The 24,412-nt window shown below is 54.3% G+C and carries 29 protein-coding genes and 1 pseudogene; 16 read left to right on the top strand and 14 right to left on the bottom strand.

The features are described from left to right. On the bottom strand, positions 1 to 710 hold a 710-nt coding region (locus MVC73_RS05390), incomplete at its 3' end, for a radical SAM protein (protein ID WP_297507892.1). Next, positions 695 to 862, bottom strand: coding sequence for a hypothetical protein (locus MVC73_RS05385; protein WP_297507889.1), 168 nt, complete (start codon positions 860 to 862; stop codon positions 695 to 697). The genes MVC73_RS05385 and MVC73_RS05390, both read right to left, overlap by 16 nt. 103 nt (positions 863 to 965) lie before the next feature. Here MVC73_RS05385 and MVC73_RS05380 point away from each other — a divergent pair, with 103 nt between their 5' ends. Continuing rightward, entirely contained in the window at positions 966 to 1,775 is an 810-nt protein-coding gene (locus MVC73_RS05380) for a ZIP family metal transporter (protein ID WP_297507886.1), read from the top strand. Here the strand turns inward: MVC73_RS05380 and MVC73_RS05375 are convergent. Next, a complete protein-coding gene (locus tag MVC73_RS05375; protein WP_297507956.1) occupies positions 1,744 to 2,313 on the bottom strand; it encodes a dephospho-CoA kinase in 570 nt (189 codons plus the stop codon). The genes MVC73_RS05380 and MVC73_RS05375 overlap by 32 nt on opposite strands. A gap of 103 nt (positions 2,314 to 2,416) precedes the next feature. On the opposite strand from MVC73_RS05375, the gene MVC73_RS05370 reads away from it, so the two are divergent. Then, positions 2,417 to 2,749 carry a hypothetical protein gene (locus MVC73_RS05370; protein WP_297507954.1) on the top strand — a complete coding sequence of 111 codons (333 nt, stop codon included), beginning with the start codon at positions 2,417 to 2,419 and terminating at the stop codon, positions 2,747 to 2,749. On the opposite strand, the gene MVC73_RS05365 is transcribed toward MVC73_RS05370, so the two are convergent. Then, a complete protein-coding gene (locus MVC73_RS05365) occupies positions 2,742 to 4,904 on the bottom strand; it encodes an ATP-dependent DNA helicase (protein ID WP_297507952.1) in 2,163 nt (720 codons plus the stop codon). The two genes, MVC73_RS05370 and MVC73_RS05365, sit on opposite strands and share 8 nt — an antisense overlap. A 50-nt stretch (positions 4,905 to 4,954) precedes the next feature. Between MVC73_RS05365 and MVC73_RS05360 the strand changes: the two genes are divergently transcribed. Next, complete coding sequence (locus tag MVC73_RS05360; RefSeq protein WP_297507883.1) at positions 4,955 to 5,569, top strand: hypothetical protein; 615 nt, start codon at positions 4,955 to 4,957, stop codon at positions 5,567 to 5,569. Here MVC73_RS05360 and MVC73_RS05355 read toward each other — a convergent pair. The 5 genes from MVC73_RS05355 to MVC73_RS05335 are packed head-to-tail and all read right to left on the bottom strand — an operon-like array spanning position 5,554 to position 11,970. Further along, the gene (locus MVC73_RS05355; protein WP_297507880.1) at positions 5,554 to 6,525 is read right to left on the bottom strand and encodes an ABC transporter ATP-binding protein; all 972 of its coding nucleotides are present in this window, start codon (positions 6,523 to 6,525) and stop codon (positions 5,554 to 5,556) included. The genes MVC73_RS05360 and MVC73_RS05355 overlap by 16 nt on opposite strands. Positions 6,526 to 6,535: 10 nt before the next feature. Further along, complete coding sequence (locus MVC73_RS05350) at positions 6,536 to 7,516, bottom strand: ABC transporter ATP-binding protein (protein ID WP_297507877.1); 981 nt, start codon at positions 7,514 to 7,516, stop codon at positions 6,536 to 6,538. After that, positions 7,509 to 8,711, bottom strand: coding sequence for an ABC transporter permease (locus tag MVC73_RS05345; protein ID WP_297507874.1), 1,203 nt, complete (start codon positions 8,709 to 8,711; stop codon positions 7,509 to 7,511). The genes MVC73_RS05350 and MVC73_RS05345 overlap by 8 nt, the downstream gene beginning before the upstream one ends. Before the next feature lie 10 nt (positions 8,712 to 8,721). Beyond that, a complete protein-coding gene (locus tag MVC73_RS05340; RefSeq protein ID WP_297507871.1) occupies positions 8,722 to 9,723 on the bottom strand; it encodes an ABC transporter permease in 1,002 nt (333 codons plus the stop codon). Between the two features lie 51 nt (positions 9,724 to 9,774). Then, positions 9,775 to 11,970, bottom strand: a complete 2,196-nt coding sequence (locus MVC73_RS05335) for an ABC transporter substrate-binding protein (RefSeq protein WP_297507869.1) — start codon at positions 11,968 to 11,970, stop codon at positions 9,775 to 9,777. A gap of 171 nt (positions 11,971 to 12,141) precedes the next feature. Between MVC73_RS05335 and MVC73_RS05330 the strand changes: the two genes are divergently transcribed. Then, positions 12,142 to 12,387 carry an Lrp/AsnC ligand binding domain-containing protein gene (locus MVC73_RS05330; RefSeq protein ID WP_088865137.1) on the top strand — a complete coding sequence of 82 codons (246 nt, stop codon included), beginning with the start codon at positions 12,142 to 12,144 and terminating at the stop codon, positions 12,385 to 12,387. 1 nt (position 12,388) lies between these two features. Here MVC73_RS05330 and MVC73_RS05325 read toward each other — a convergent pair whose 3' ends face one another. After that, positions 12,389 to 12,718 (bottom strand): signal recognition particle protein Srp19, encoded by a 330-nt coding sequence (locus tag MVC73_RS05325; protein WP_297507866.1) that lies wholly within the window; start codon positions 12,716 to 12,718, stop codon positions 12,389 to 12,391. A 57-nt stretch (positions 12,719 to 12,775) separates the two neighbouring features. Here MVC73_RS05325 and MVC73_RS05320 point away from each other — a divergent pair, with 57 nt between their 5' ends. Together MVC73_RS05320 and MVC73_RS05315 are read left to right on the top strand one after the other, a co-directional pair. Beyond that, complete coding sequence (locus MVC73_RS05320) at positions 12,776 to 13,399, top strand: DUF257 family protein (RefSeq protein ID WP_297507947.1); 624 nt, start codon at positions 12,776 to 12,778, stop codon at positions 13,397 to 13,399. Further along, positions 13,392 to 14,153 carry a tRNA (adenine-N1)-methyltransferase gene (locus MVC73_RS05315; RefSeq protein ID WP_297507863.1) on the top strand — a complete coding sequence of 254 codons (762 nt, stop codon included), beginning with the start codon at positions 13,392 to 13,394 and terminating at the stop codon, positions 14,151 to 14,153. Before MVC73_RS05320 ends, MVC73_RS05315 begins: the two co-directional genes overlap by 8 nt. Here the strand turns inward: MVC73_RS05315 and MVC73_RS05310 are convergent. Then, on the bottom strand, positions 14,140 to 14,340 hold the full coding sequence (locus MVC73_RS05310) for a hypothetical protein (protein ID WP_297507861.1): 201 nt from the start codon (positions 14,338 to 14,340) through the stop codon (positions 14,140 to 14,142). The two genes, MVC73_RS05315 and MVC73_RS05310, sit on opposite strands and share 14 nt — an antisense overlap. A gap of 167 nt (positions 14,341 to 14,507) precedes the next feature. Between MVC73_RS05310 and MVC73_RS05305 the strand changes: the two genes are divergently transcribed. The 3 genes and pseudogenes from MVC73_RS05305 to MVC73_RS05295 form a co-directional block, all read left to right on the top strand. Further along, complete coding sequence (locus tag MVC73_RS05305) at positions 14,508 to 15,371, top strand: sulfide/dihydroorotate dehydrogenase-like FAD/NAD-binding protein (protein WP_297507857.1); 864 nt, start codon at positions 14,508 to 14,510, stop codon at positions 15,369 to 15,371. Between the two features lies 1 nt (position 15,372). After that, positions 15,373 to 16,827, top strand: coding sequence for an NADPH-dependent glutamate synthase (gene gltA, locus MVC73_RS05300; RefSeq protein ID WP_297507853.1), 1,455 nt, complete (start codon positions 15,373 to 15,375; stop codon positions 16,825 to 16,827). Positions 16,828 to 16,869: 42 nt separating this feature from the next. Next, positions 16,870 to 17,565 (top strand): annotated as a pseudogene (locus tag MVC73_RS05295) (glycosyltransferase family 4 protein); the annotation flags it as partial. A 166-nt stretch (positions 17,566 to 17,731) separates the two neighbouring features. Here the strand turns inward: MVC73_RS05295 and MVC73_RS05290 are convergent. Together MVC73_RS05290 and gcvH are read right to left on the bottom strand one after the other, a co-directional pair. Beyond that, the gene (locus MVC73_RS05290) at positions 17,732 to 18,070 is read right to left on the bottom strand and encodes a hypothetical protein (RefSeq protein WP_297507850.1); all 339 of its coding nucleotides are present in this window, start codon (positions 18,068 to 18,070) and stop codon (positions 17,732 to 17,734) included. 45 nt (positions 18,071 to 18,115) lie between these two features. Beyond that, on the bottom strand, positions 18,116 to 18,520 hold the full coding sequence (gcvH, locus tag MVC73_RS05285) for a glycine cleavage system protein GcvH (RefSeq protein ID WP_297507944.1): 405 nt from the start codon (positions 18,518 to 18,520) through the stop codon (positions 18,116 to 18,118). A gap of 85 nt (positions 18,521 to 18,605) precedes the next feature. On the opposite strand from gcvH, the gene MVC73_RS05280 reads away from it, so the two are divergent. After that, positions 18,606 to 19,778: a cation:proton antiporter gene (locus tag MVC73_RS05280; protein WP_366938935.1), complete on the top strand. Its 1,173-nt coding sequence runs from the start codon at positions 18,606 to 18,608 to the stop codon at positions 19,776 to 19,778. Between the two features lie 121 nt (positions 19,779 to 19,899). Then, positions 19,900 to 20,373 (top strand): arginine decarboxylase, pyruvoyl-dependent, encoded by a 474-nt coding sequence (locus MVC73_RS05275; RefSeq protein ID WP_297507938.1) that lies wholly within the window; start codon positions 19,900 to 19,902, stop codon positions 20,371 to 20,373. Here MVC73_RS05275 and MVC73_RS05270 read toward each other — a convergent pair. Continuing rightward, on the bottom strand, positions 20,370 to 20,867 hold the full coding sequence (locus MVC73_RS05270; protein WP_297507847.1) for a hypothetical protein: 498 nt from the start codon (positions 20,865 to 20,867) through the stop codon (positions 20,370 to 20,372). The two genes, MVC73_RS05275 and MVC73_RS05270, sit on opposite strands and share 4 nt — an antisense overlap. Positions 20,868 to 20,974: 107 nt before the next feature. Between MVC73_RS05270 and speE the strand changes: the two genes are divergently transcribed. Genes speE through MVC73_RS05245 form a run of 5 tightly spaced genes read left to right on the top strand, consistent with a single transcriptional unit; the run spans position 20,975 to position 24,409 of the window. After that, a complete protein-coding gene (gene speE / locus MVC73_RS05265; protein ID WP_297507935.1) occupies positions 20,975 to 21,823 on the top strand; it encodes a polyamine aminopropyltransferase in 849 nt (282 codons plus the stop codon). Between the two features lie 4 nt (positions 21,824 to 21,827). Continuing rightward, positions 21,828 to 22,793 (top strand): hypothetical protein, encoded by a 966-nt coding sequence (locus MVC73_RS05260; protein ID WP_297507844.1) that lies wholly within the window; start codon positions 21,828 to 21,830, stop codon positions 22,791 to 22,793. Further along, positions 22,747 to 23,361: a hypothetical protein gene (locus tag MVC73_RS05255; protein ID WP_297507841.1), complete on the top strand. Its 615-nt coding sequence runs from the start codon at positions 22,747 to 22,749 to the stop codon at positions 23,359 to 23,361. The genes MVC73_RS05260 and MVC73_RS05255 overlap by 47 nt, the downstream gene beginning before the upstream one ends. 41 nt (positions 23,362 to 23,402) lie before the next feature. Beyond that, positions 23,403 to 24,215: a hypothetical protein gene (locus MVC73_RS05250; RefSeq protein ID WP_297507838.1), complete on the top strand. Its 813-nt coding sequence runs from the start codon at positions 23,403 to 23,405 to the stop codon at positions 24,213 to 24,215. A gap of 47 nt (positions 24,216 to 24,262) precedes the next feature. Then, a complete protein-coding gene (locus MVC73_RS05245) occupies positions 24,263 to 24,409 on the top strand; it encodes a C2H2-type zinc finger protein (protein ID WP_297507933.1) in 147 nt (48 codons plus the stop codon). The last annotated feature ends 3 nt before the right edge of the window (positions 24,410 to 24,412 follow it).

Raw genomic sequence — 24,412 nt, 5'->3', positions numbered from 1 at the left:
GCTTCACCCCTGTTCTCTGGGATTAGGGTGAAGGCAACTGAAACCGGGAGGTTCTCCCTTACAAGCGCTTTGATCCCCGCGATGGTTTTCTCGTAGCTTCCTTTCCCCCTTATCGAGTCGTGGGTTTCCTTTCTCCCGTCGAGGGAAACCTGGACTTCGTCAATTCTCGCATCCAAAAGCCTTCCAAGCTCTTCGGCGTGCTCTTCAAGCAGAGTCCCGTTCGTGAGGAGCCTTATTGACAGGCCTTTCTCTTTAGCTCTCCTAAGGATTTGGAAGAAGCCGGGATGAACCAGCGGTTCCCCGCCGGTGAGGGTGAGCCTCACCGCGTAATCGCTTATTTCGTCAACGAGTTTTAACCATTCTTCGGTTTTAAGCTCGTTTGGAAGCGGCTTTCCAGCGGAGACTATGCAGTGCTTGCAGTTGAGGTTGCAGTTTCTCGTCAGCTCGAAGATAACAACAGCTGGCGTGTTGAGCCTCTCGAGTTCTATCCCGAGGCTCGTTAAGTGGCTTATGAAGTCTCCGACCGTGTATTTTTCTCCGTCGTATTCGAGCATTTCCTTTTTCAGCTCTTCCGCCTCTGGAAGGTTCTCCTTCAGGGCTTTGAACTCGCCCGGCTCAAGCTCGAAGATGCCGCCGGAGGAAGGACAGAATGCAAAGAACACCCTTCCGTCGCCGTAGAGGAGCGGCTTTTCCCTCACTTGCTTTCCCATTTCACCACGCCCCAGTTGTCCCCCTCGCTGCTCAGGTCTTCCTCATCAATATCGAGCAGCCCGATGCTTCTCCACAGCGGGTCGCTGTGGAGTTCTTTGAGGAGCTTTTTGGTGGCTTTCTTTTTCCCGGCCTCTCCTGCCACTTCCGGCACCACCACCAATTTACGCCCCCTCCTTAAATAGCTTCCACCCCCGCCAAAACCCTTAAAAGCCTAAGAGTTTTAGGATAACCTAACAGAGAAGAGCGGTGGGAACATGCTGGAGAACTTTATCTCAAACCTCTCTCAGTGGTTGCTCTCGATATCCGGAGGGAGTATAACATGGGTGGCCTTTTACGCCGGCCTCTTCGTGGCCATCATGACTTCCCTAGGCGCTCTGCTGGCGATTTTCGCGAAGAACATCCCGGAGAAGGGCGTTGACTTCTCGCTGAGCTTTGCCGCGGGGGTTATGATAGTCGCTTCCTTCACCTCGCTGATTCTCCCCGCGATAGAGAGCACGGGCTCCTTCTCGCCGGCGGGAATAGGTATAGCCCTCGGCGTCCTGCTCATCTATGCAATAGACCGCTTTCTCCCTCACGAGCACCTGGTTAAGGGCTATGAAGGACCGAAGTCCATGAAAGACCGCCTCAGAAAGGTCTGGCTCCTCGTTATAGCGGTCATAATCCACAACCTGCCCGAGGGACTCGCCGTTGGAACCTCTATAGTCTACAACCTCCAAGTCGGCCTGATCACGGCGATAGCGATAGGGGTACAGGACTTCCCGGAGGGAACCGTCGTCTCGCTCCCCCTTGCTACACTCCAGAAGAAGAGGCTCCAGCCGATAGCTATGGGAGTCCTCAGTGGCTTTGCCGAGATGGTCATGGTTCTGGTAGGTGCTTACTTCTTCACGGCCTTCAGCGGGTTACTGGCTTACGGCCTTGGACTGGCGGGTGGAGCGATGCTCTACGTCACTGTGAAGGAGATGATACCCGAGATATACAGGAGGGAGGAAAGCGAGACGCTCGTAACCCTCGGCTTCTTCGCGGGTTTCTACGTCATGCTCTTCCTCGACTCGATGCTAGGATGAGTTCGACGGTTTCCCTCACCTTTTTCTCGTACTCTTCCTTTGAACCGTCGTTGACGAGCATGTAGTCGGCCATCGCTATGACGTTCCCTATTCCGAACTTCAGCTCCTTCCAGTCCCTCTCCTCGAACTCCTCCCATGTCTTCGGGTCATCGTGCCTGCCCCTCTTCCTGAGCCTCTCAAAGCGCTGTCTCGGCGGCGTGTGAACGGCGATGATAACTATTTCCTCGCCCGGAAAGGCGCTCCTGAAGGTTCCGACCTCGTCGAGCGAGCGGACGCCGTCAACGACGACAACGTTGCTTCCCTCAAGGAGCTCTCTAATTCTCACGACGGCGAGCTTTGCCACCGCGTTCTGGCCGAGCTCCTGTCTCAGGCGGATGCTCACCTTGGCAACGTTCTCCTTCGTCAGCTCAAGGCCACGCTTTACCGTTTCTTCCCTCACGATGTCGCCAAGAGAAACGCTTGGAACGCCTCTCCTCTCGAACTCCTTCACGATTTTACTCTTACCAGAGCCGGGCATCCCTGTGATTATCACAATCATTGTGCCCACCCTTGCTAGGACAGGAGTATCTTAAAAAACTTAGGCTCCGTTAGGAGCGCAAAATTTTTTAAGGTTCACCAACAAAACCGTTAAGGTGAACGCCATGAACGTCCACTGGTTTATCCTCGGACTCATCGTGACGTTTATCGTAAACATACCGTTCGGTTTCTGGAGGGCGCACGCAAAGAGAACCGGCAACAAAGTCGAGTGGGCTCTAGCGGTTCACCTACCCGTTCCTCTGGTCGTTCTCATGCGCTACCTAGCCGGACTGAGCTGGAACCTCGAAGGGGCACCTCTAATCCTCACCTTCGTTCTGGCTTACTTCCTCGGCCAGAGGACAGGTGGAAGGCTCTACAGCAGTGCGCACGAGCGCGGTCTCAACCCGGGCAGGAGCATAACCGTCCTCTGGAGCGGGAACGTGGAGGAGGCTATTTGAAAAAGTCTTCCAGTGTTTTTCTCCTCTTCTCCGCCCTTCCCTTGAGCTCCCTCCCGATGTTTAGGTGCCTGTATATTCCCTCAAGGACTTTAACGCCTATCCCCTCAACCTTCAGAAGCTCGGCAGGCTTCGCCCGCGCTATTTCCTCGACGGTTCTGAAGCCAGCGTTGTATAAGGCTCGGGCCCTCTTCCTTCCGATGTTCGGCAGTTTGACAAGCTCAAGGAGCTCCTCGCGAACACCATGCCTCAGGCGGAGGTGAAGGTCACGCAGGTAGTTGAGGACGTCCTCCTTTGGCTCGAACAGCTTGTAGAGCTCTATGAGGGAATACATCAGCCAGTCCGCTAGCTCAAGGATTCTGTAGAGGTCGCCGGGCTCTATGTTGTAGGTCTCGTATATCCTCGCCTCCGGAACCTCGTTTATCCAGTCGAGGAGGACTTTGGCCGTTTTCACCTGCCCGAGGAAGCCTTGGAAGCGCGAGTCCTCGTAGTAGGGTATCTCGGAGTAGATGTGCTCCTCCATCTCGTAGGCGAGATCAAGGTAGTCCTCCATCTCCCGCCTCCTAGCCGTTAAAGTTGCCATATCCGGGGTCGAGGCTATGAGCTGAAATACTCCGAAGGGGTTGGGGTTTTTCTCGATCTTTGGGAACGCGTCCCTGAACTTTTTGGCCGTAAGGGGGTCGATGTAGAGCTGTGAAGTCCTTTTTCCGAAGGGAAGGGGAATAAAGCTGTCGTTCACGTCCATATCTATGAATTCGTTCTCGATGAGGAAGTAAACGATGTCCCTGGCCTTGTATTCGAGCGAGGCTGTATCTCCCCTTTGGTGGGCGTAGAAGGTTCTCTCAAGGAAGGAAACCAGCCCGCGGAAGTTTTCAACTCCGAAGTTGGTTATCAAAGCCAGAACCTGACTCCTAAAAGCCTGTTCGTTGGCGAGCATTGAGAAGAGCTTCTCCGGCTTTCCGCGGATGTACTTCTCGATGAGCTTCTTTGGCTCCTCGATTCTGGCAACTATGATTGCCTCGCCAACTTTATCGTACTTCGGCCTACCAGCTCGACCCATCATCTGCTGAATTTCGAGGACGGGAATATCTACCCAGCCGAAGTTGGAGTAGCGCTTGGTGTCGCGGATTATAACGCGGAAGGCGGGGAGGTTTAGTCCGGCCGAAAGTGTCGGCGTCGCCGTTATTACCTTGATCAAGCCATCTCTGAAGGCGTCCTCTATAAGAGTTCTCTCCGCCCTCCCAAGGCCAGCATGATGGAAGGCCACGCCGCCCTTCAGGGCCTTCTTCAACTTTTCTGTCGTCGGGTTGTCCTCTATGCCAGAAACGAGCTCCTCAAGTGCCCTCTTTTCCGGCTTTGTCAAGAGTCTGGAGACCTTGGAGGAGAGGGCTACCGCCTCCTTTTCGGCTGAACGCCTCGTGTTCACGAAAACCAGGGCCTGTTTACCCCTCTTTACGGCATCTATCGCCAAACTCTCCCAGTTTTCAGGGTAGCGGTCTATTTTCCCATCCTCCCAGAAGAGGGTCCCGAGGTGGAAGACGCCTTTCCTCAGTTCAACCGGACGCCAGTCGCTGACCACAAGCTCAGCTTTAAGCCACTCGGCCAGCTCCTCGGCGTTCCCAACGGTCGCGCTCAACGCTAAAATCTGCGCCCTGTCAAGGAGATGCGTTAATATCATCTCAAGCGTCGCTCCCCTGTCGTAGGAGCCTATGAGGTGGACTTCATCGGCCACAACCAGCTTGACGTCCCTCACCCAGCTCGGCCTGTGTCTTAGGAGGGAGTCGAACTTCTCAGCGGTGGCGACTATTATGTCGTACTTCCCGAGCCACTCGTCCGTTGAGTCGTAGTCACCTGTGGTAGCCGCTACCCTGATTCCAAGCTTCTCCCACTCCTTGAATTCGCGGTATTTTTCTTCGGCAAGGGCCTTGAGCGGAACTAAATAGACTGCCTTTCCACCCTCCTTCAAAAGCTTGTTAATCATGACTATCTCGCTCACGAGGGTTTTCCCGCTCGCCGTCGGAATGGCCAGAACGAGGTTTTTGCCCTCCAAAACGCCCGTTTTAAGCGCCTCCGCCTGCGGCGGATAAAGCTCCTCTATGCCCCTCTCCTTGATGACCCGCTTTATCCTCTCGTCAACGGGGAGTTCATCAACCTTCATCTTCACCGCAAGGCTTATTGAGGGCTGGGTTAAATACCTTTGGGATTGCCATGGAGGTTCCCCTCATACTCTTTAGGACAGCGCGCGGGAGGTTCGCCGTAGATGCATACTTCACAGAGTTCGTCTCCCTCGAACCTAGGAAGGTCCTTCTCATAAAGGACCCCTCAAAGGAGGCCCTTTCGGAAACCGCTGGGAGACCCCTACCCGTTCTCCTCAGGGAAGATGTTGGGGAGTTCCTTAGAAGACTTTTCCTAACACTTGAAGAGTCTTCCCGAGAGGCGAGGGATAGAAGGATCTCCCACCTCAGGAGGTGGAACGTCCTCAGGATAATCGGCATACCCACTGGTCACAGCAGACACATCGCAACCGACGAGAGACTGGGAGAAATTGAGCGGGAGAGCTCCTTCGGGCTCGCCCTTCTCAAGGGTATTCTGGGAGTCACGTCCTCCGGGGAGCTTGCAAAAGTTCCAATCATTGGAGAGGGGGTTGCATACAGAAAACTCTGGGTGGAGGACGGAAAAGTTAAAAGCCCAGCTGGGGAGGACACTGTTTACACTGGCCTCCTCAGGAAGGATTCGATCTTCAGAACGGCCTTTTTCTCGGCTCTCTTCAGAGATACTCTCTTCCCAAGGGAAATGGAAGAGAGAGGTCAGGCCTTCCCGTAGAGCCAGCAAGCGACGTAGTGATCTTTCTCAACCTCGACCAGCGGCGGTTCCTTCTTGTCGCAGAGACCGGCCTTGGCAAAGGGGCATCTCGGGTGGAAACGACATCCAGAAGGCGGGTTTATGGGACTCGGAGGCTCACCCTTTACCTCCATCTTCTTTTTCTTCTTAGCCAGCTCGGGGTCGGGTATCGGTATGGCCGAGAGGAGCATCTGGGTGTACGGGTGGAGCGGATTGTCGAATATCTTCTCAGCCGGGCCAACCTCGACGAGCTTGCCGAGGTACATGACTCCCATCCTGTGGCTCATATACTTGACAACGCCGAGGTCATGGCTTATGAAGAGGTATGAGAAACCGTGCTTCTTCTGTAGGTCTTTGAGGGTGTTGAGGATATTGGCCTGAACAGAGACGTCGAGGGCCGAGGTTGGCTCGTCCAAGACGACGAAGTCCGGCTTAAGGGCAAGTATTTTGGCGAGGGCTATTCTCTGCCTCTGTCCGCCCGAGAACTCATGGGGATAACGATAGAGGTGCATCTCGTTTAATCCAACGCTCTCAAGGAGCCTTATCACGAAGTCCTCGGGGTCATCAACCTCTATCCCGTGGAACTTCACGGGCTCCATTATAATGTTGAACACTGTCTGCCTCGGGTCGAGGGAGGAGTAAGGATCCTGGAACATTATCTGGGCGTGTCTTCTGAACCAGAGCATCTCCTTGCCCTTAAGCTTTGTGACGTCTTTTCCGTTGAAGACTATCTTGCCCTCGGTAGGCTCGATGAGGCGGAGTATTGTCCTGCCCGTTGTAGTCTTTCCGCAACCGCTCTCGCCAACGAGGCCGAAGGTCTCACCGGGGTAGATTTCGAAGTCTATTCCATCAACCGCCTTCACCCAGCCAACCGTCCTGAGGAGACTCCTAACGGGGAAGTACTTTTTCAGTCCTTCAACTTTGAGCACTGGCTCCATCGTAATCACCTCAGTAGAGATGGCAGGCCACCCAGTGGCCCGGCTCTATCTCTTTAAGCTCGGGAACTTCCTTTCTACAACGTTCCTCGGCAAAGGGACACCTTGGATGGAAGCGACAGCCCTTCGGTGGTGTTATGAGGTTTGGAACTGTTCCAGGGATGCTTTCAAGCCTCTCAATCTTCTTGAGGGGATTCGGAACCGCTCTGAGGAGTGCAACCGTGTATGGGTGGAGGGGATTGTGGAATATCTGCTCAACGCTCCCTATCTCGACGACCTTCCCAGCGTACATGACGACGACGCGCTGTGCAGTCTCTGCGACAACACCGAGGTTGTGGGTGATAAGCAAAACTGTCGCATTGTACCTCCTCTTCAGCTCGTTGAGAAGTTCAAGTATCTGCGCCTGAACCGTAACATCCAAGGCCGTGGTCGGCTCGTCAGCTATGAGAAGCCTAGGGTTGTTGGCTATCCCAATCCCTATGACGACCCTCTGCTTCATTCCACCGCTGAGCTCGTGGGGGTAGTTTTTGACGCGCCTCTCCGGGTCTGGGATGAGAACTTCCCTGAGAATGTTAACGGCCCTCGCTATGCCCTCCTTTATGTTCCTGACCTTCCCATGGACTTCCATGGCCTCGCCTATCTGGTAGCCGACCGTGTAGAGTGGATCGAGGGACGAGTGAGGATCCTGAAAGATGTAGGCTATCTCATTACCCCTAATCTCCCTTATCTCCTCCTCACTGAGTTTGAGAATGTCAACGGTCGAGCCATCGTCCCGATGGTAGATGACCTGCCCGCTGACTATCCTTCCGGGGCTTTCTATGAGCTGTGTTAATGCTCTGGACGTTACGCTCTTTCCACAGCCGGTTTCACCAACGAGTGCCAGTGTCTCACCGCGGTATATGTCGAAGGACACGTTCTCTATAGCCTTGACAACGCCGGCGTAGGTGTAGAAGTAAACGCTGAGATTCTTGATCTCTACGATTGGCTCAGGCACTGGACTCACCCCCCTCAGCCTTCTTCTTGAGTTTGAACTCAAGGCTCCTTCTCGTTCTCGGGTCAAGGATGTCTCTGAGACCGTCTCCAAGTAGGTTCCAGCCAAGGACGACGGTGACGATGACTATTCCCGGAAAGGCAACAAGCCACCAAGCCTGAGGGAAGTACTGAGAACCTTGGTTGATGAGATTACCCCAGTCCGGTATCGGTGGCACCGCACCGAGGCCGAGGAAGCTTAGACCTGCCTCGGTCAGAATAACGCCACCGAAGTCCATGGTTATCATGACCAGTATCGGACCTATTATGTTGGGGAGGATGTGCCTGAAGAGTATCGTCCTCGTTGGAAGACCCACAGCCCTCGCGGCCTCAACGTAGAGGTTCTCCTTCTCGGTCAGCGTTGAACCTCTGGCCACCCTCGCGTAGCCCGGCCACCACACGATGACGAGGGCCACAAAAACTGCAAGGAGCTTTCCGAGGTTGTTGACGTCCCTTGCGTGCAGTGCGAAGAGTTTAAGGGTGAGCGTCTGGGCCCAGGTATGGGCGTTCAAAAAGTTCTGTATCCTAGTCGGCAGGACTGCCGAGAGGGCTATCGCCAAGATGAGTCCAGGGAAGGCAAGGAACATGTCGGTTATACGCATTATGGTCTCATCGACTTTTCCACCGTAGTAGCCCGAGATGAGGCCGAGGACAATCCCTATCGTGGGGCCTATAAGGATGATAAAGATATCAAGCACCAAAGCCGTTCTGGCCCCCGCGAGGAGTATGCTGACTATGTCCCTCCCGTAAACGTCCGAACCCAGGACGTAGTGGATGTTTGTTGTGTAGTGGATGATGTAGCCCTTCTCTATTGTGGTCACGTTGAGGAAGTAAGTAGACCCCGGAGGGGCCAGCTGAGTGGAGAAGTTGTAGTTCACCGGGAAGAAATCATACGACCAGGGGGCCATGTATGGGCCGAATATTCCAAGGATGATGTAAACTATCACTATGAAGAGGCCGAGCAGAGTGGGAGGCGAGCGGTTCATTGCGTACGCCATTAGCTTCCATTCCTTTATTTTTGACTGGTTCCTTCTCTTCCAGTCCTTTTTGAACAGGTTGATAAAAGAGGCGAAGGCATCTATTATCCTGTCGCTCGTCCTGTCTAGTATGGTCATCTCGTACTCTTCCCTCTCTTCGAACTCCTCAACATTTTCAGGCATTATGATCACCTCAGAACCTCACCCTCGGGTCTATGATTGCGTAGAGTATGTCCGCTATCAGGTTGGCGGTAACGAAGACTATTGCATAGAGGAAGGTGACACCTATTAAGGCCGGGAAGTCCAAGTACATTATCGCCTGAAGGGCGTAGCGACCTATTCCCGGAAGGTTGAATATCGTCTCGGTAATTGGTGTCCCTGCCAAGAGACCGCCGAACTGGAGGGCGAGAATGGTGATTACTGGAACCAATGCGTTCTTCAGAACGTGGCGATAGAGTCTCATCTTGGGCACGCCCTTGGCCTTGAGAAAGAGCGTGCTGTCCCTGCTGTATGCCTCAAGGAAAGAGTTTCTGGTAAACCTCATGAGAACACCCGCTGCGGCTATACCCAGCGTAAATCCCGGGAGCCAGAAACGCTCGACCTGCTGAACGAAGTTGCCCCAGTCTAGGGTCAGTAGGGCATCTATGACAGGCACATGGGTTATCTTGTGCGGTGGGCCCGGAGGTATTCCAGCGAGCGTCGTTGCGTTCCAGTGCAGGAAGAAGAGCCAGATGAAAAGGTATGCTATGACGTAAATTGGCGTCGAGATGAAGATTAGGGCGAGTATTCTCAAGGCCATATCCGTTGCAGAGTTCCTCTTCAGGGCGGAGATTATGCCCAGGGGAAGCCCCATTATAATAACGAATAGGAAGGCGAAGAGCGCCAGCTGGAAGGTCACGACAAAACGGTTACCTATGTTGTCAAAAACCGGCTCCTGATTCAAGGGGTCGAGCAGGCTGTTTGTAAAGAGGCCTTTAACCAAGAACCAGTACTGATCATACCAGGGCTGGTCGAGATGGTATTCCTTCTTTATCATCTCAACAGCGGCCTGGGAGGCCTTTTCTCCTCCGGCCCAGGCCTTTACGGGGTTCGCCGGTATGACGTACGCAATAATGAAAACAATCAGAGTTACACCTATCAACGTCGGTATGAACGTTAAGCCCCTTCTCACCAGGAACTTTTCGAGCCCTGCCACCACAGTTCCCTCCGTGGAGATTTTAAAGGAAAAGAAAAGAAACTCAAGCCTTCAGCCAGATATTATCTCGTAATTCAGACTGTCGAAGACCACGGCGCTCTGGAGGAACGGACCGACGTAGTCGTCCGGGTCGAGGAAGTCCGGGGCCCATCCGACTATGTAGACGTCGAAGTCACCGCTTGCGGTCTTGCTGAGGAGTGTTGGCCATGAGAGCGGAGTAACCGATATCTTGAAGCCGAGCTGTCCCCATGTGTTCTGGAGGAGCGTTGCTATCTTCTCACGCTGGGTGTTTCCAGTGTTGTAGTATATCGTCAGAGTGTACTTCTTAGGATCAATTCCCGCCTTCTGGATAAGCTGGAGGGCCTTAGCGAGGTTGTACTTGTACTTGATAACGTTGTACTCGGTGTAGCCGAGCCATCCAATCGGTATCGGGCCGTAGTTCGGAACCATGTATCCCCTGTAAACTGCGTTGTATATCTGGTCGTAGGGTGTTGCCCAGGCCAGCGCCTGCCTGACGAGCTCGTTGTTGAGCGGTTCCTTGGCGGCGTTGAGAACTATGAAGACCATGTCGGGCGTAACGAAGGAATCAATCTTGGACTGGAACTTGTCGAGGGTGAGTCCCTTGACGGCGTCAAGCCTGTCCACAGGAACGGCAACGATATCGGCGACTCCCTTCTGGAAGAGGCTTATGCGCGTGGTGGTATCATCGGAGAGGACGTAGATAACACGCTTGGTCGTGACGAGGTTGGGGTTCTTGGACTCAAGCTTCTTCCAGACGCTGGCGTTCCAGTAGTAGGGGTTCCTCTCAAGGACGATATAGCTGTTCTGCTTGGCCTCCTTGATGTAGAACGGACCGGTAAAGACGCCTATCATGTTGTCCTGAAGCATCTTGTGTATCGGGTCGTTGGAGCCTTCCTGAACGTACTTTGACCATACCCAAGGCTTCTTACCCCAGTCAGAGGCCTTCATGGCATCCTCATACTTGTCGCCGAGCAGGTACTTGGCGGGTATGACCATGAGATACGGGTCGGCCAGAACGCTCAGGATACCGCCGTATGGGTGCGGCAGGACGAGCTTGTAGACACCGGCGGTAGGTCCGGAGTAGCCGAAGAACTGCAGGAGCTCGTTGAGGCTCTTAACCTCCTTGGTCTTTCCGTTGAAGTCGGCAATGATTCCTCCTGACTGGAGCTCCTTCTGGAACTCGTCCTCGCTCATGGCATAGCTCTTGTTGAGATCGGTGTAAGTGGCTAGCATCCAGTTGACCGAATAGCCGGCCCTGAGGACGCGCCAGAACTCGAACTCAACGTCGGTTGCGTTGATCGTGTAAGTTGTTCCGCTCTTCGGGTCGTAGGCCTTAACGTCGCCCCTTATGACGAAGTACCAGACTGTTCCGTCCTTGTTGTGGGCCCAAGCAACAGCGAGATCCGGTGAGACCTTGGTCGTCTCGTCCTCCCAGTAGGTGACGAGAGTGTCGCCGACGTTGTGGTAGAGGGCCCAGCCAAAGGTCTCGTAGTCAAAAGCAGGATCGAACGACCTTGGCCATCCAAAGGTTGCCTCGACTATCGTTCCGGGCTCATTCTTGTAGTCACCTATTCCTATCGAGACGCTCGGGGCGTCCTTGTCTTCCATGACGAGATCCCAGCGCGGTGCGAGGACCGGGTTGTAGTACCAGTTGTGCACCCAGTTCCAGTAAACACGGGCCGCCTTGGCATCACCAAGGATTATCTCGGGGACTTCTCTGTTGGCGAGAATATACAGGGCACTGTAGAGTGCTCCCCTGATGTTGGGGTCCGTAACCTTTCTAGCGAGCTGTATCAGAGCGTCCATTCTGGGATCACGGAGGAAGGCAGGGTTTATCTGGCCAAATCCTTGCTGGTTCTTCATTAACTCCTGTATGCTCGGGGTCTTTTCCTTGTTGGCCTTGTAGGAGACCACAATGACGGGCTTATTCGGAAGGTTCGAGACCTTGGCACCGCTTCCCTCGGGACCAACAACAACGACGTATTTTTCGGTGTCAACAACGGTAGCGTTGGAGAGGTGCGCCTCAATGTATTTTATAGCCTTAGAGGTGGTGGCACTTACACTTGAAGAAGTCGTCTGGGTCGCTTGAGTTGTGGAGGATGTTCCCCCTGTCTGTCCAATTGTTGTGGTGGTGCCCTTCTGGCCACCACCTACACAGCCACTGGCCGCTACGCTAAAAGCGACCAAAAAAACGACCAACAGGGCCAGAGTCGTTTTAGCCCTCATGTTGTTCACCTCTGAGCAGTGAGGCGTATTATGATACTCTTAACCCATAATTAAATCTTTCGATACCACTATTATCACAATGATGAACATCTGGGTAGAGACGCTATCTACGAAAAGCTTAAATGAGCAGGGAGACAAATAAGAAACGAGAAAACTCCGGCGGTGATGCCCATGGTTAGGTCGTATGTGTTGCTTACTGTGGAAATAGGGAAGGTCGAGAGCGTCATTGAGGCGCTCAAGCAGATACCGGGCGTTACCAGAGCCGACGCAGTGACGGGTCCCTACGATGCAATAGTCCACATCGAGGCCAAGGACCTCGGAGAACTGACTAGGAAGATACTCCACGACATCCACAACATAGACGGCGTCATAGACACTACTACAGCCATAGTCGTCGAGATGGAAGAAGAGGAGTGAACTACCTTCTCTTCCTCTTGGACTTGCCCTTTGCCCTAGTCCGAGCTCTAAGCTCTCTAATCTTCTCCGCTATAAGTTTAAGCGTTTTTCCCTTCCCGTAGGGGCTCTCAACAATCAGCATCCCCCTCGTTCTGAGCTCCTCGTCGAGCCCGGAAAGCCTTGGGTTCAGCTTTTCCGGGGCTTTTTCAATGATCTTAAAACCAAGGCTCAGCACGGCGTCTTCAACCTCTCCAAGGTTTGGTGAATCAACGGCAACGCTCTTCTTGACGGCCCTTCCGTACTTCCTGCTCAGGCGTGCGTCCACCTCACTAGGCCACACCACGAACCTCATTCTCCCACCCGACAAGGTTAAAAGACCCGGGCGTTAAAAACCCTTCTGGTGGGAAGAATGGAAGACACACTCGAAAAGCTTCTCCTCGGAGAGGCCCTCAGGGGCGACGTGGTCATAATCGAGTACTCCTCCCTAACCCCAGTTGAGAGAACTGCCTGGGGCAAACTGGTTCCGCTCCTCAAGGCCAATGGCAACCTCGTGATAACGGACTTCTTCGGCATAGGGGACACCCTGTTCAGGAAATACCTCCGCAGGCTTCCGGGAAAGGCCTATTCCGAGTTCGTCGAGCTTATAAAGGACATCAAGGTTATCAAAATAGGGCCCGGAGCGACTACTTATGGGGAGATACTCGACGAGATGGTGCCAACATACGATCCCCACATCTTCCTGAAGAACTACCACGCCATAATGAGCAGGATTAGCAGGTTACCCCAGAAGCCCAAGTTTCTGCTGAGCTTTGGGCTGAGTCACTACGCCCGCTTCAACCCGGATGGTGCCCTTAAATCAATAATAACGGCCGTTACCAATATCCCGATGGAAGACCTCATAGGAGTTCATCTTGTAAACAAGGACATCCTTACAAGAGAAAACCTTGCCGTCTTTGAGGAGATAGCGACCTTCGTCCTAGATGTCAGCGACACCCAAGTGCTCATCCTCAAGGACGGTGGGGTCGGTGATTGAAGAGGGCTCCCCCGTTCTACTGATAGACCCGAGGGGCAAGCGCTACCTCGTGAGGGCCAAGGACAGAGAGTTCCACACAGATTTGGGGATACTCCAGTTAGGGGAGCTTATAGGGAAGCCCTACGGAACGAGGATAGAGAGCCACAGGGGAGAGACATTCGTCGCGATAAAACCGGACATCAACGACATCATAGCCAAAATGCGAAGGGGCCCCCAGATAGTCCACCCGAAGGATGCTGGGATAATAATAGCCTACGCTGGCATCTCTCCCGGAGATACCGTTATAGAGGCCGGAGCCGGAAGCGGAGCGTTAACACTTTTCCTGGCCAACGCCGTCGGCCCCTCTGGAAGGGTCATCAGCTACGAGGTGAGGAAGGACTTCTACGAGATAGCTAAGAGGAACGTGGAGCTGGCCGGCTTTTCCGAGAGGGTTATCCTGAAGAACAGGAGCATATACGACGGAATAGATGAAGAGAGGGCCGACCACATAGTCCTCGACCTTCCCCAGCCGGAGAACGTTTTGCCCCATGCGGTTGACGTTCTACGACCGGGTGGCTACTTTGTAGCTTACACCCCCTGCGCGAACCAAGTGCATCGCTTCTACCGGGCCCTCGAGGAGTTCAGGGAGCACTTCCTGAGGGTCATGACCGTGGAGGTTCTCGTAAGGGAGCAGGAGGTAAAGCGGGAGTGCATGAGGCCAAGAACCATGATGCTGGCCCACACCGGCTACATGACCTTCCTCAGGAAGCTGTAGGTTCTTCCTCGGGGTAAAGGTAGTAAGCGAAAAGCCACGCGATGACCATGATGGCAAGGGAAACCGGCAGAGGGTCTTTTATGGCGTTCCTGAGAAAGCTCACGTTGCCGTATAGAACGGGCAGGAACATACCCAAGGCTGTAATAATAACAAAGGCCATGTAAACGGCCCTTCTCATTCTCCACACCTCCCTCCGTTATCCCCATGCCTTAAAAGTGTTTCCTTCACCTTTCAAAATCTCAGCCCGAAATCCCTTCGGGGTTGTTAACCAAAGGTTGAGCACATATTTATAAACACCTAAGGTTCACTTCACTCAGATGCTCAGCTTTGAGCTCATGTACGGAGGTGTTCATTGTGGGGTACACGATACTCGACAAGAAGGAGCTCGCCATGAAGGAGGTGTGGTATAAAATCCACGCTCCCCACGTGGCCAGGAAGGTTCAACCGGGGCAGTTTGTCATAGTCAGGGCATTCCCGAACGGTGAGAGGATTCCGCTCACCCCCATAAGATGGGATAGGGAGGAGGGCTGGATAGAGCTCGTGACCTTCGTCAGGGGAAAGACGACCCTCAGGATGGCAAACGAGCTGAAACCGGGCGACGAGCTTCTCAACGTCGCCGGCCCGCTCGGGAACCCTGCGCCAATGAAGAAGTTTGGGAAGATACTGGCCATAGGCCTCATCACCGGAATGGTAGAGGTCTTTCCGATAGCGAGAGCCTGGCAGGAGCTTGGAAACGACGTTACGACCCTCCACGTTACCCCAAAACCGATGGTGATCCTGAAAGAGGACATAGAAGACTCGGTATCAAGGCACATAGTTGAGGACTTCGACCTCCAGCCCGGCTGGGGAATGAACGAGATTGCCCAAGAGCTCGTGAGGAGGGCCGTTGCAAAGGTTAAGGAACTCCTTGAGAGCGAGCAATGGGATTTGGTCTTCATAGTCGGCCCGGCGGGTGGCCAGAAGGCCGTCTTCAACGTCGTGAAAGAGTACGGCATACCGATGGAGGCCGACCTTCACCCGATTATGGTAGATGGAACCGGTATGTGCGGTTCCTGCCGTGTTACCGTCGGCGGAGAGGTCAAGTTCGCTTGCATAGACGGGCCCGGCTTCGACGCCTACAAGGTCAACTGGGACGAGCTCATACACAGGGTCGGCTTCTACACGGATATGGAAAGGAGGGCCCTTGAGGAGTACCTCAAGTCCCTAAGGGGTGAGTGAAATGGCGAGAAAGAGACCAAAGCTCATCAAGGAAAGGGTTCCGACCATAGAGAGACCCCCCGAGGAGAGGATACACGACTTCAAGGAGGTCAACCTCGGCTATACTTTTGAGCTTGCCGTGAAAGAGGCAGAGAGGTGCCTCCAGTGTCCCGCTAACTACGCCCCCTGTATCAAGGGCTGTCCCGTTCACATCAACATTCCGGGCTTCATAGGCAAGCTCGTCGAATACCGCGACAACCCGGACAAAGCAGTAAAAGAGGCACTCAACGTCATCTGGGCCTGCAACTCCCTCCCGGCAACCACAGGTAGGGTCTGCCCGCAGGAAGACCAGTGTGAGATGAACTGTGTCATGGGTAAAGTGGGAGACAAGATAAACATAGGTAAGCTCGAAAGGTTTGTTGCCGACTACGCGAGGGAACACGGCATAGACGAGGAGCTACTCTTTGAGATAGTCCCCACAATAGAGAAGAAGGGCCAGAGCGTTGCGATAATCGGTGCCGGACCCGCTGGACTCACCGCCGCTGGCGAGCTGGCGAAGCTGGGATATGATGTTACCATCTACGAGGCGTTGCACGAGCCCGGAGGAGTCCTGATGTACGGCATTCCCGAGTTCAGACTGCCCAAGGACATAGTCGAGAAGGAAATCGAGAAGCTGAGGAAGCTCGGCGTTAAAATCCTCACAGATCATATCGTTGGAAAGACCGTGACCATCGAGGAGTTGCTTGAGGAATACGATGCCGTCTTCATAGGCTCCGGCGCTGGAACGCCGAGGCTCGTAAACGCTCCCGGGGTTAACCTCAACGGCATCTATACAGCGAACGAGTTCCTAACAAGGGTCAACCTCATGAAGGCCTACCTGTTCCCGGAGTATGACACACCCGTCAAGGTCGGGAAGAAGGTCGTCGTTATAGGCGCCGGAAACACCGCTATGGACGCCGCTAGAAGCGCAAGGCGCTTTGGGGCTGAGGTTACAATAGCCTACCGCCGTGGCGAGGAGGACGTCTCGGCGAGAGAGGAAGAGGTCGCCCACGCCAAGGAGGAGGGCATAAAGTTCGTTTACTTCGTTAATCCCGCTGGTTTTATAGGCGACGAGAACGGCAACGTCAAAGCGGTTAAGTTCGAGAAGATGATGCCCCTTGAGGAGAGGGATGCGAGAGGGAAGAGAAAGATAAAGGGAACCGGCGAGAACGTGACGATTGAGGCAGACACCGTAATCATAGCAATTGGTAAGCACCCGAACAGGCTGATCATCAACACCCCCGGCCTTGAAGTCGATAAGCGCGGTAAGATAGTCGTTGACGAGAACCTGATGACGAGCATTCCCGGTGTTTTCGCTGGCGGTGACGCGATAAGGGGCGAGGCAACCGTTATCTTAGCGATGGGAGACGGGAGAAAAGCTGCAAAGGCAATCCACGAGTACCTCACGAAGAAGAGGGAAGAGAAGGCGAACGCCTAATCTTCATTTTCTTTTCTACCTAAAGCACGCCTCTAATATCGGGTCAGCAACGTCGCCAAGGCCTTTATAGAGCACTTTACCAGCGTTCCCGTCAGGGTAATCCCAAACGGCGTTGACGACGAGGTCTTCAGGCCACTCGGCCAAAAGGAAAAGGAGCGCGTGAAGGAAGGGCTCGGGATTGAGGGGCGCGTTGTTCTATACGTCAGCAGGATGTCGTTCAGGAAAGGGCCTCACCTCCTCCTCAACGCCTTCCAGAACCTTGCTAAAGAGATTGATGACGTAACCCTTGTAATGGTAGGCTCGGGCGAGATGCTGCCCTTCCTGAAGGCGCAGGCGAAGTTCTTAGGAATTGAAGACAGGGTTGTCTTTACTGGCTACGTGCCCGGGAATACCCTTCCCAAACTGTTCGGGATGGCAGACGTCTTCGTTCTCCCCTCAACCACTGCTGAGGCCTTTGGCATAGTCATCCTCGAAGCCATGGCCTCGGGAATTCCGGTTGTGGCAACCAACGTTGGTGGGATTCCAGAGGTAATTAAGAAAAGCAGGAGTGGAATTCTCGTTCCCCCCGGAGATGAAGTAGCTCTTAAGAATGCAATTCACACACTGCTCTCGGCCGAAAATCTGAGAAGGGATCTTGGAAAGGCGGGAAGAAGAGCTGTCGAAAGGGAGTACTCTTGGAAAGTTGTGGCCTCGAAAATAGAAGCTGAGTATGACAAAATCCTCACGACCCTAAAATAACCCCACGTTAAAAAGCCGAGTGGCGATGACGAGCCCTGGAGTGGCTGAGGGGTGATGAAGGACATACTGGCCGAGCCAAATCCTTTTAACCTCTCCCTTCAACCTTAAAACGAGCGATGACGACCTCTAGGGTATCTGAGGGAATGATGAAAAAATAGAGCCGAGCTCACTCCTCCAGCTCCTCAATCTCCTCAAAGATTTCCTCGAACTTCTTGAAGTCCTCGGTTTTCGCGAGGAGGGTCACGAACTCGTCTATCTCGGCCTTCTCAAGGAACGCTCCGGCCAGAAGCTTTCCAGTGTAGCGGTTGTTTTTAATCTCCCAGAACATGTAGAACTCCGGGAAGTTCTCCTTTATCTTCCTGTAGGCCACGCCGTACTTCGAATCCTTAAGCGGGTTCTGCTCAAGGTAGAAGTGGCCGGGTTCGAGCTCTATCAGGTGGAGAAGCGCCCCCCTTTTGGTCTTTACGAGCTTTACCTTAACGTCCCATTCCTTCAGGACTCTCATCGAAACCACCGGGAAGAATAGGGAAAGGGACTACTTAACTCTTCCTCAGAGGCTTTCGAGATATTTCGCGTAGGCCTCGGCATCCATTAGCTCCTTGAGTTCCTCCTCAAGGTTGCTCGGCCTGAGCTTGGCTATCCAGTTCTCGTAGGGGTCTTCATTGAGCAACTCGGGGGAGTCCTCAAGCTCCTCGTTGACCTCTATGACCTCCCCGCTGACCGGGGCGTAGACCTCGGAGACGGCCTTGACGCTCTCAATTTCGCAGAGAACGTCGCCCTTGCTGACCTCCTTTCCAACCTCGGGGAGTTCAACGTAGGCCAAATCGCCGAGCTCCTTCTGGGCGTAGTCGGTTATGCCAACGAGAACGGTTCCGTCCTCAAGAACCTGGGCCCACTCGTGATCCTTGGTGTAGTAGAGGCCCTCCTTGACCTTGTATTCGCCAACCTCAATCATGAACATCACCGCTCGGTGTAACAGGTTTGACCATTTAAACCTTTCTCGAAAAGGAAAGTCTTATATCCTTTCCCAGGAAGAGAGAGTGGGTTCTGAGGAGGGTGATGGGGTGCAGATAATCGGCTACGTCATGGCCATAATAGCCGTGGGCAGGTTTCTCGCTGAGGTCTTCGAGAGGCTGGGCTACCCCGGACTGGTGGGTGAGATAACGGCCGGCTTCATTCTCGGCTACTTCCTGAGCGGTGCCCCTGCGAGCGAGATGAACCTCCTCGCGGAGTTCGGGGTATTCTTTCTGATGATATCCGCCGGCCTGGAGATAACCCCCGAGGAGCTCCGCGTCGGGGGCAGAAAAGCCCTTCCTATCTACCTGATAACCCTTGGTGTAATGCTCCTCCTGACGCTCCCAATGACCGGCTACTCCCTCGGGCCGGACAACCTCCTCGCTGCCTCCATCCTCGCCGTTGCGAGCGCCCCAATAGTTGTGAGGCTCAAGAGGTTCTTCGGCGAGGACTACCTCCACGTGGCCCTCTCCTACGCCATAATAAGCGAGGTCGCGATACTTGTTCTTGTCTACGTCCTAGCCGGCTTCGAGAGTGCTCCGAGCCCCTCAAAGCTCCTCCTCATCCTTGGGGAGCAGGGGTTCTTCATAGGGGCCGTCCTGTACCTGAACTACAAGATCGGAATCCAGCACAAGGTCTGGCTCATGACACAGCTCAGACGGCTGAAGAGCGACGAGGCCGTTTTTGGAATATTCATGATATTTGCCTCCCTCCTCGGCTTCATCAGCGAAGAGCTGGGAATGCACTTCACTATAGGTGGCTTTCTAGCGGGTCTGATACTCCACAGCGACCTTGTCGGAACGAAGCAGTACGAGAGACTGGAAACAATACTCAGCGGTGTTACGAGCGGTATATTCGCCCCCATCTTCTTCGCCTGGCGCGGGATGAACTTCAGGGCGGAGGTAACGCTAACCGTCCTCTACTTCTTCCTGGTGATATACGTCGTCCGCTTCGTCCTCAGCGTTGTCCTTACATGGGACGGCTCTGGGGTGGGTTCAGTCGCCAAGGCAACGGGACTGGTGAGCTTTGGCATACTGGGACTCCTGGTGGCAGACCTTGGCAACAGCTACGGCATCCTGAACGGCGTTCTCTACTCCACAACCGCATTCACATCAGTTGCCGGAATCTTTATGGCAGCGACCGTTGGGAGAACCCTTACCCTGCTCGGGGAAAGGAGAAAAGGAGCAGGAATGAGCTAAAATCAGACGAAAAACTCCCCGATGAGCTTTAAAAGACCTCAAGGGGGCTTTTACCCCTCCCGAAAGCTTTATAAGCAGTCTACTGAGCGGTGGAGTGGTTAAAGGTGAGAGGGTGGTGGAGATGAGCTGGATAACTCCCAAAAGGGCTTTCATGGGCGCTGCGGCCGCCGAGGGCGGAACCAAGCTCAACGCCTTTGACAACGCCCTCCTCAAACTCGGGATAGGCAACGTTAACCTCGTCAAGCTCAGCAGTGTCATCCCGGCCCATATCGAGTGGATGGAGAGGGTCCACGACGTCCCCATAGGAATGCTCCTCCCCACGGTTTACGCCCACATCGAGAGCGACGAGCCGGGGATGACCATCAGCGCCGCGCTGGGAGTTGGAATAAGCAAGAACAACGAGGGTGGCCTGATTTACGAGTACGCCGGCTACTGCACGAAGGAGGAGGCCGAGAGGGTCGTTAGGAGAATGGTCGAGGAGGGTTTCGCCAACAGGGGCTGGGAACTCGGGGAGTTTAGGGTCGCGAGCGCGAGCATAACCGTGAAGGACAAACCCGCGGCGGCCGTTGCTGTTGTCGTTATGTTCCCCTACTAAACCCGGGATAATTCAACGAGGAGAAACTCTTCTCTCCCGACCTTTTTGAAGGTGAGGTTGTACCTGACATCCCCCTTTCTAGCCCAGACCCCAACCATCTCCCCCTCAGCGGTCGGCTGGATGTTCATCCATAGAATCTCATAGCCGTGCTTCCTGAGACTTTCCTTGAGGTCGCCCTTTATCACGGTACCCGGCTCAAGGACAGTACTTCCGGGCTTTTTGCCCTCAAGGAAGCGCCATATATCGAGAAGAAGCCTGTAAGGATGGGAGTCTTCGGCGGGGTATATGAAGAGTAGCTCTCCACTCGAGGTAAGGCGGAGAAAGTGATGGGAGCTCTCGAAGATTGAGACCGTTGCGTTTACCTCAAGCTGACCGTTGTTGTTCCTGATTTCACCAACTATGTGAGGCACACCGTATTTCAAACCCTCCTCTATCTGGGGGGCGAGTCTCTTCAGGAGTTCCGTAAGCTCCTTCTTCAACCGTACTTCCGCCATCGTATCTAAACTCTGAGGGGCACTTAATAACTTTTACCTTTTTGAGTTCGAGACCATGAACCCCAAGTTTTAAAACCCGATGCCCTACCTAAGCTCAGGTGGGAAACATGGGCTACAACGAAGAGGAGAGGGCCTTTATCGAGTGGTATCCAATGGGCTACGGCGTCGGTTTCAAGGTTAAAAGGCGCCTCCTGGAGCTCCAGACGAAATACCAGAGACTTGAGCTCTATGAGACAGAGGGGTTTGGTAAGATGCTTGTCCTTGACGGCACGATACAGCTCGTTGAGGTCGGCGAGGAAAGCTACCACGAGGTTCTCGTTCACCCGGCCCTTCTGGCTCACCCAAACCCCAGGAACGTCCTGATAATCGGTGGCGGGGATGGCGGAACCCTCAGGGAAGTTCTGAGGCACAAAACCGTCGAGAGAGCAACGATGGTCGAGATAGACGAGATTGTCGTTGAGGTAGCGCAGCTGTATCTGGACGTCGCGAGGGGGGCCTTCGATGACCCGAGGGCCAAGGTCATCACCGGGGACGGCGTCAAATACCTTGAGGGGACAGAAGAGAGGTTTGACGCGATTATAGTTGATTCGACCGATCCTGTCGGTCCGGCAAAGTTGCTCTTCTCGGAGGATTTCTACAGGAACGCCTACGCGAAGCTCAGCGATCCCGGGGTGTACGTCACCCAGGCCGGCAGCGTTTACCTCTTCACCAACGAACTCCTCGATGCTTACAGGGCCATGAAGAAGGTCTTCGACAGGGTTTACTACTTCAGCTTCCCGGTGATAGGCTACGCCTCCCCGTGGAGCTTCCTCGTGGGTATAAAGGGTGAGATAGACTTCAGGAAAGTCGACCTGGAGAGGGCCAGGGAGCTTGAGCTCTACTATTACGACCCGGAGAGGCACGAGACGCTCTTCCAGATGCCACGCTACGTCAGGAAACTCCTAGAGGGGCAGTGAGAGAGTGCTCTCCCCGAGGAAGAAAAAGCTACTAACGGCAGCGCTGACCGTCGGGATAACCGCATACCTGATATACAGGGTCTACTCCGAGGCATCAAGGATAAAGCTCAGGCCCTCACAGCTCCTCTCCCCCTACTTTCTTCTGGCTTTCCTCCTCGGCATTGCCGGCTACATGACCTATACCACCCTGTGGTACATCTACCTCAGCGACCTGGCAGAGGTCGATTTCAAGCGCGTCCTCCTTGCGAACCTCTCGGGAACGTATCTTTCCTTCTCCTTCAACGCCGCAGTGGGGACTCTCGTTAAGGTGAAGTTCATAGGGGCTAGCTACTTCCAGGTTCTGGCGTCGAGCCTCATCGAGGTGGCGACCGAGTTCATGGTTGGCTCCGCAATGCTCTTCCTCATGGCCCACGACTGGACTGCCCTTCTGGTTTTCCTCTTCTTCCTGCTTACCTTCCTTGCCGACAGCTGGGTCTACCGGGCCCTCCTTCCGGTTCTCTCAAGGGTTCGGATGGGGAGTGCCTTTCAGGAGTTCTACGCAGGCTGGCACAGGGCTAAATCCCGGCCGGGCAGGCTTTTCGTGGCGCTCATCCTTGGAACGATGCTCGTCCTCATAAACGCCGGCATACTGGTGAGCGTCGGGATGACCTTCGGCGTCTCAATTCAACCGGGCGATGCGGTTAAGGCCATACTCTACTCTGCTTTCCTCGGGAGTGCCCTGGGAACTCCGGGAGGGCTTGGAGGAAACGAGCTTGGAGTTCTCATGGCAATCGGGAACACCGGCCTGAACGTTGTCATAGCCTTCGCCTTCAAGTTCCTCAACCAGTACCTCTTCGCGCTCATTGGGGCTTTCGCTTTCTACCGCTTCGTCCTCGCCGAGGTCGGGGTAAAAGACTTAACGGATGAGGGCGAAGGTGAATTGGATGGAAGCCATGAAGGAAGCTCTGGAGGAAGTGGAGAGGAGGATTAAGAAGATTGAGGCCGAGATTGAGCTCCTCGAAGAGGGCCTTGAGAGGGCCGAGAGCGAGAAAAAACCACCAAAAGTGGAGACGACCTCCGTTTACTACCTTGCATTCATGGCTTTCTGGGCCATCGCCGGCCTAATCCTGCTAGCATATATGAGAAGCAGGGTCGCCCCTGGGGTAAGAGTTCCGATAGGTCTCTACGCCTTGATAGCCCTTGTAATCTTCGTCCCCCCGTTCCTCTATCTCCTGATGAGAAAACCCGAGGAAGAACCGGCAGTTGAGAGGATTTCGGCCCTCAGGCTTACCCTCTCGGGCTTTTACAGGCCACTGAAGAAGGCCCTTGAAGAAAACGACAGGGAGGCCCTCACGAAGATCGCTGACAGGCTCCTAGATGACCCGAGGCTCGCCTCGGCCGTCGAGCTCGCGAACGAGGGGGACGCCAAGCTGAACGCCTACGCCCTCTACCTGTACGCCCGCTACTCACCGGAGCTTAAGGGGGAAGTGGAGGAGACCCTTGAAAGACTGACCAACAAGCCCCTAAGAGCCCTCCTCTCAAGCGTTCTCCGGGAGTAAGGTTATAACACCATCCACCGTTTCTAACCTCTGGTGAGACGATGAAGTTCGAAGTCCTTACCAAAGACGAGATGAACGCCCTCTCAAGGGAACTCAGCCGGGCCGGGATAATGAACAGGACAAGGGAAGAGCTTTCCCGCGAGATTTCCCACTACATCGTAATCGAGGGCACCTACGCCGAGCTCCTTGAGAAGGCTGGAGGCATAGGGCCCCTGGAGGAGTACCTCGAAGCCCTCCGCTCCGCCTACGAGGAGTTGTTCTCCGATTGGAAACCGGGTGAGGAGAGGCCGGCGGAGAAGCTCTTTGACGAGTCCGACCTTGGGAAGCTCATGCTGGTCACGTCTCTCATCGAGGCCGGCTCAATCGAGGAGAGAGACGGGAGCTTCGTCCTCAGGGAGAAGCCACCGCTTGAGGATTTAAGGATCGAGCTTCGCTTCCCAATAGACGAGGTCGAGGAATACCTTGAGGAAATAGACGAGCGCTTCAAGCCAACGATGGTCACGGAGTACACCCTCGAAAAGCGCTACTACGTCGAGGTTCTTGAAGTTGAGAGGGAGCTCATCGAGGGGGCACTTGAGATAGCCGGGGAGTACGCAACAGAGGAGAGCATCGTCGAGGCAACCTTCGACGGCATCGCCCGCTCCGTTCTTGCCGAGAAAATCCTTGAGCTGGCCGAGAAGCACAGGAGGAAAAACGAGCTCATCGAGGCGGTAATGGAGCTGGAGCCGATAGTGGTGAGGGGTAGGAGTGGAAGGGTCAACATATACTACGACGAGGACGCCATTGAGGACTTCCTCAAGACCCTCCAAACGCTGGGCTACATAAAGGTCAAGGGCAACAGGGTGTGGGCTTAGCAAACTTTAAAAGAGGAAGGGGCAACGGGCCATCGGGGGTGGAGGAGATGGCGGTGCTGAAGGCCATCAAAATCCGGGACAGGGACGGGGAGATATTCTTCCGTTGTCCGCGCTGTGGTATGGTCTTCCGCGACGCGAAGGCCTTCACGAGGCACGTCAACAGGGCGCACGGCCATCTCTTCCGCAGGAAGTGAATT

Origin of the sequence: Thermococcus sp. (genome assembly GCF_027052235.1) — an archaeon.
Lineage (GTDB): Archaea > Methanobacteriota_B > Thermococci > Thermococcales > Thermococcaceae > Thermococcus.
This window is presented reverse-complemented; position numbering and strand designations above follow the sequence as displayed.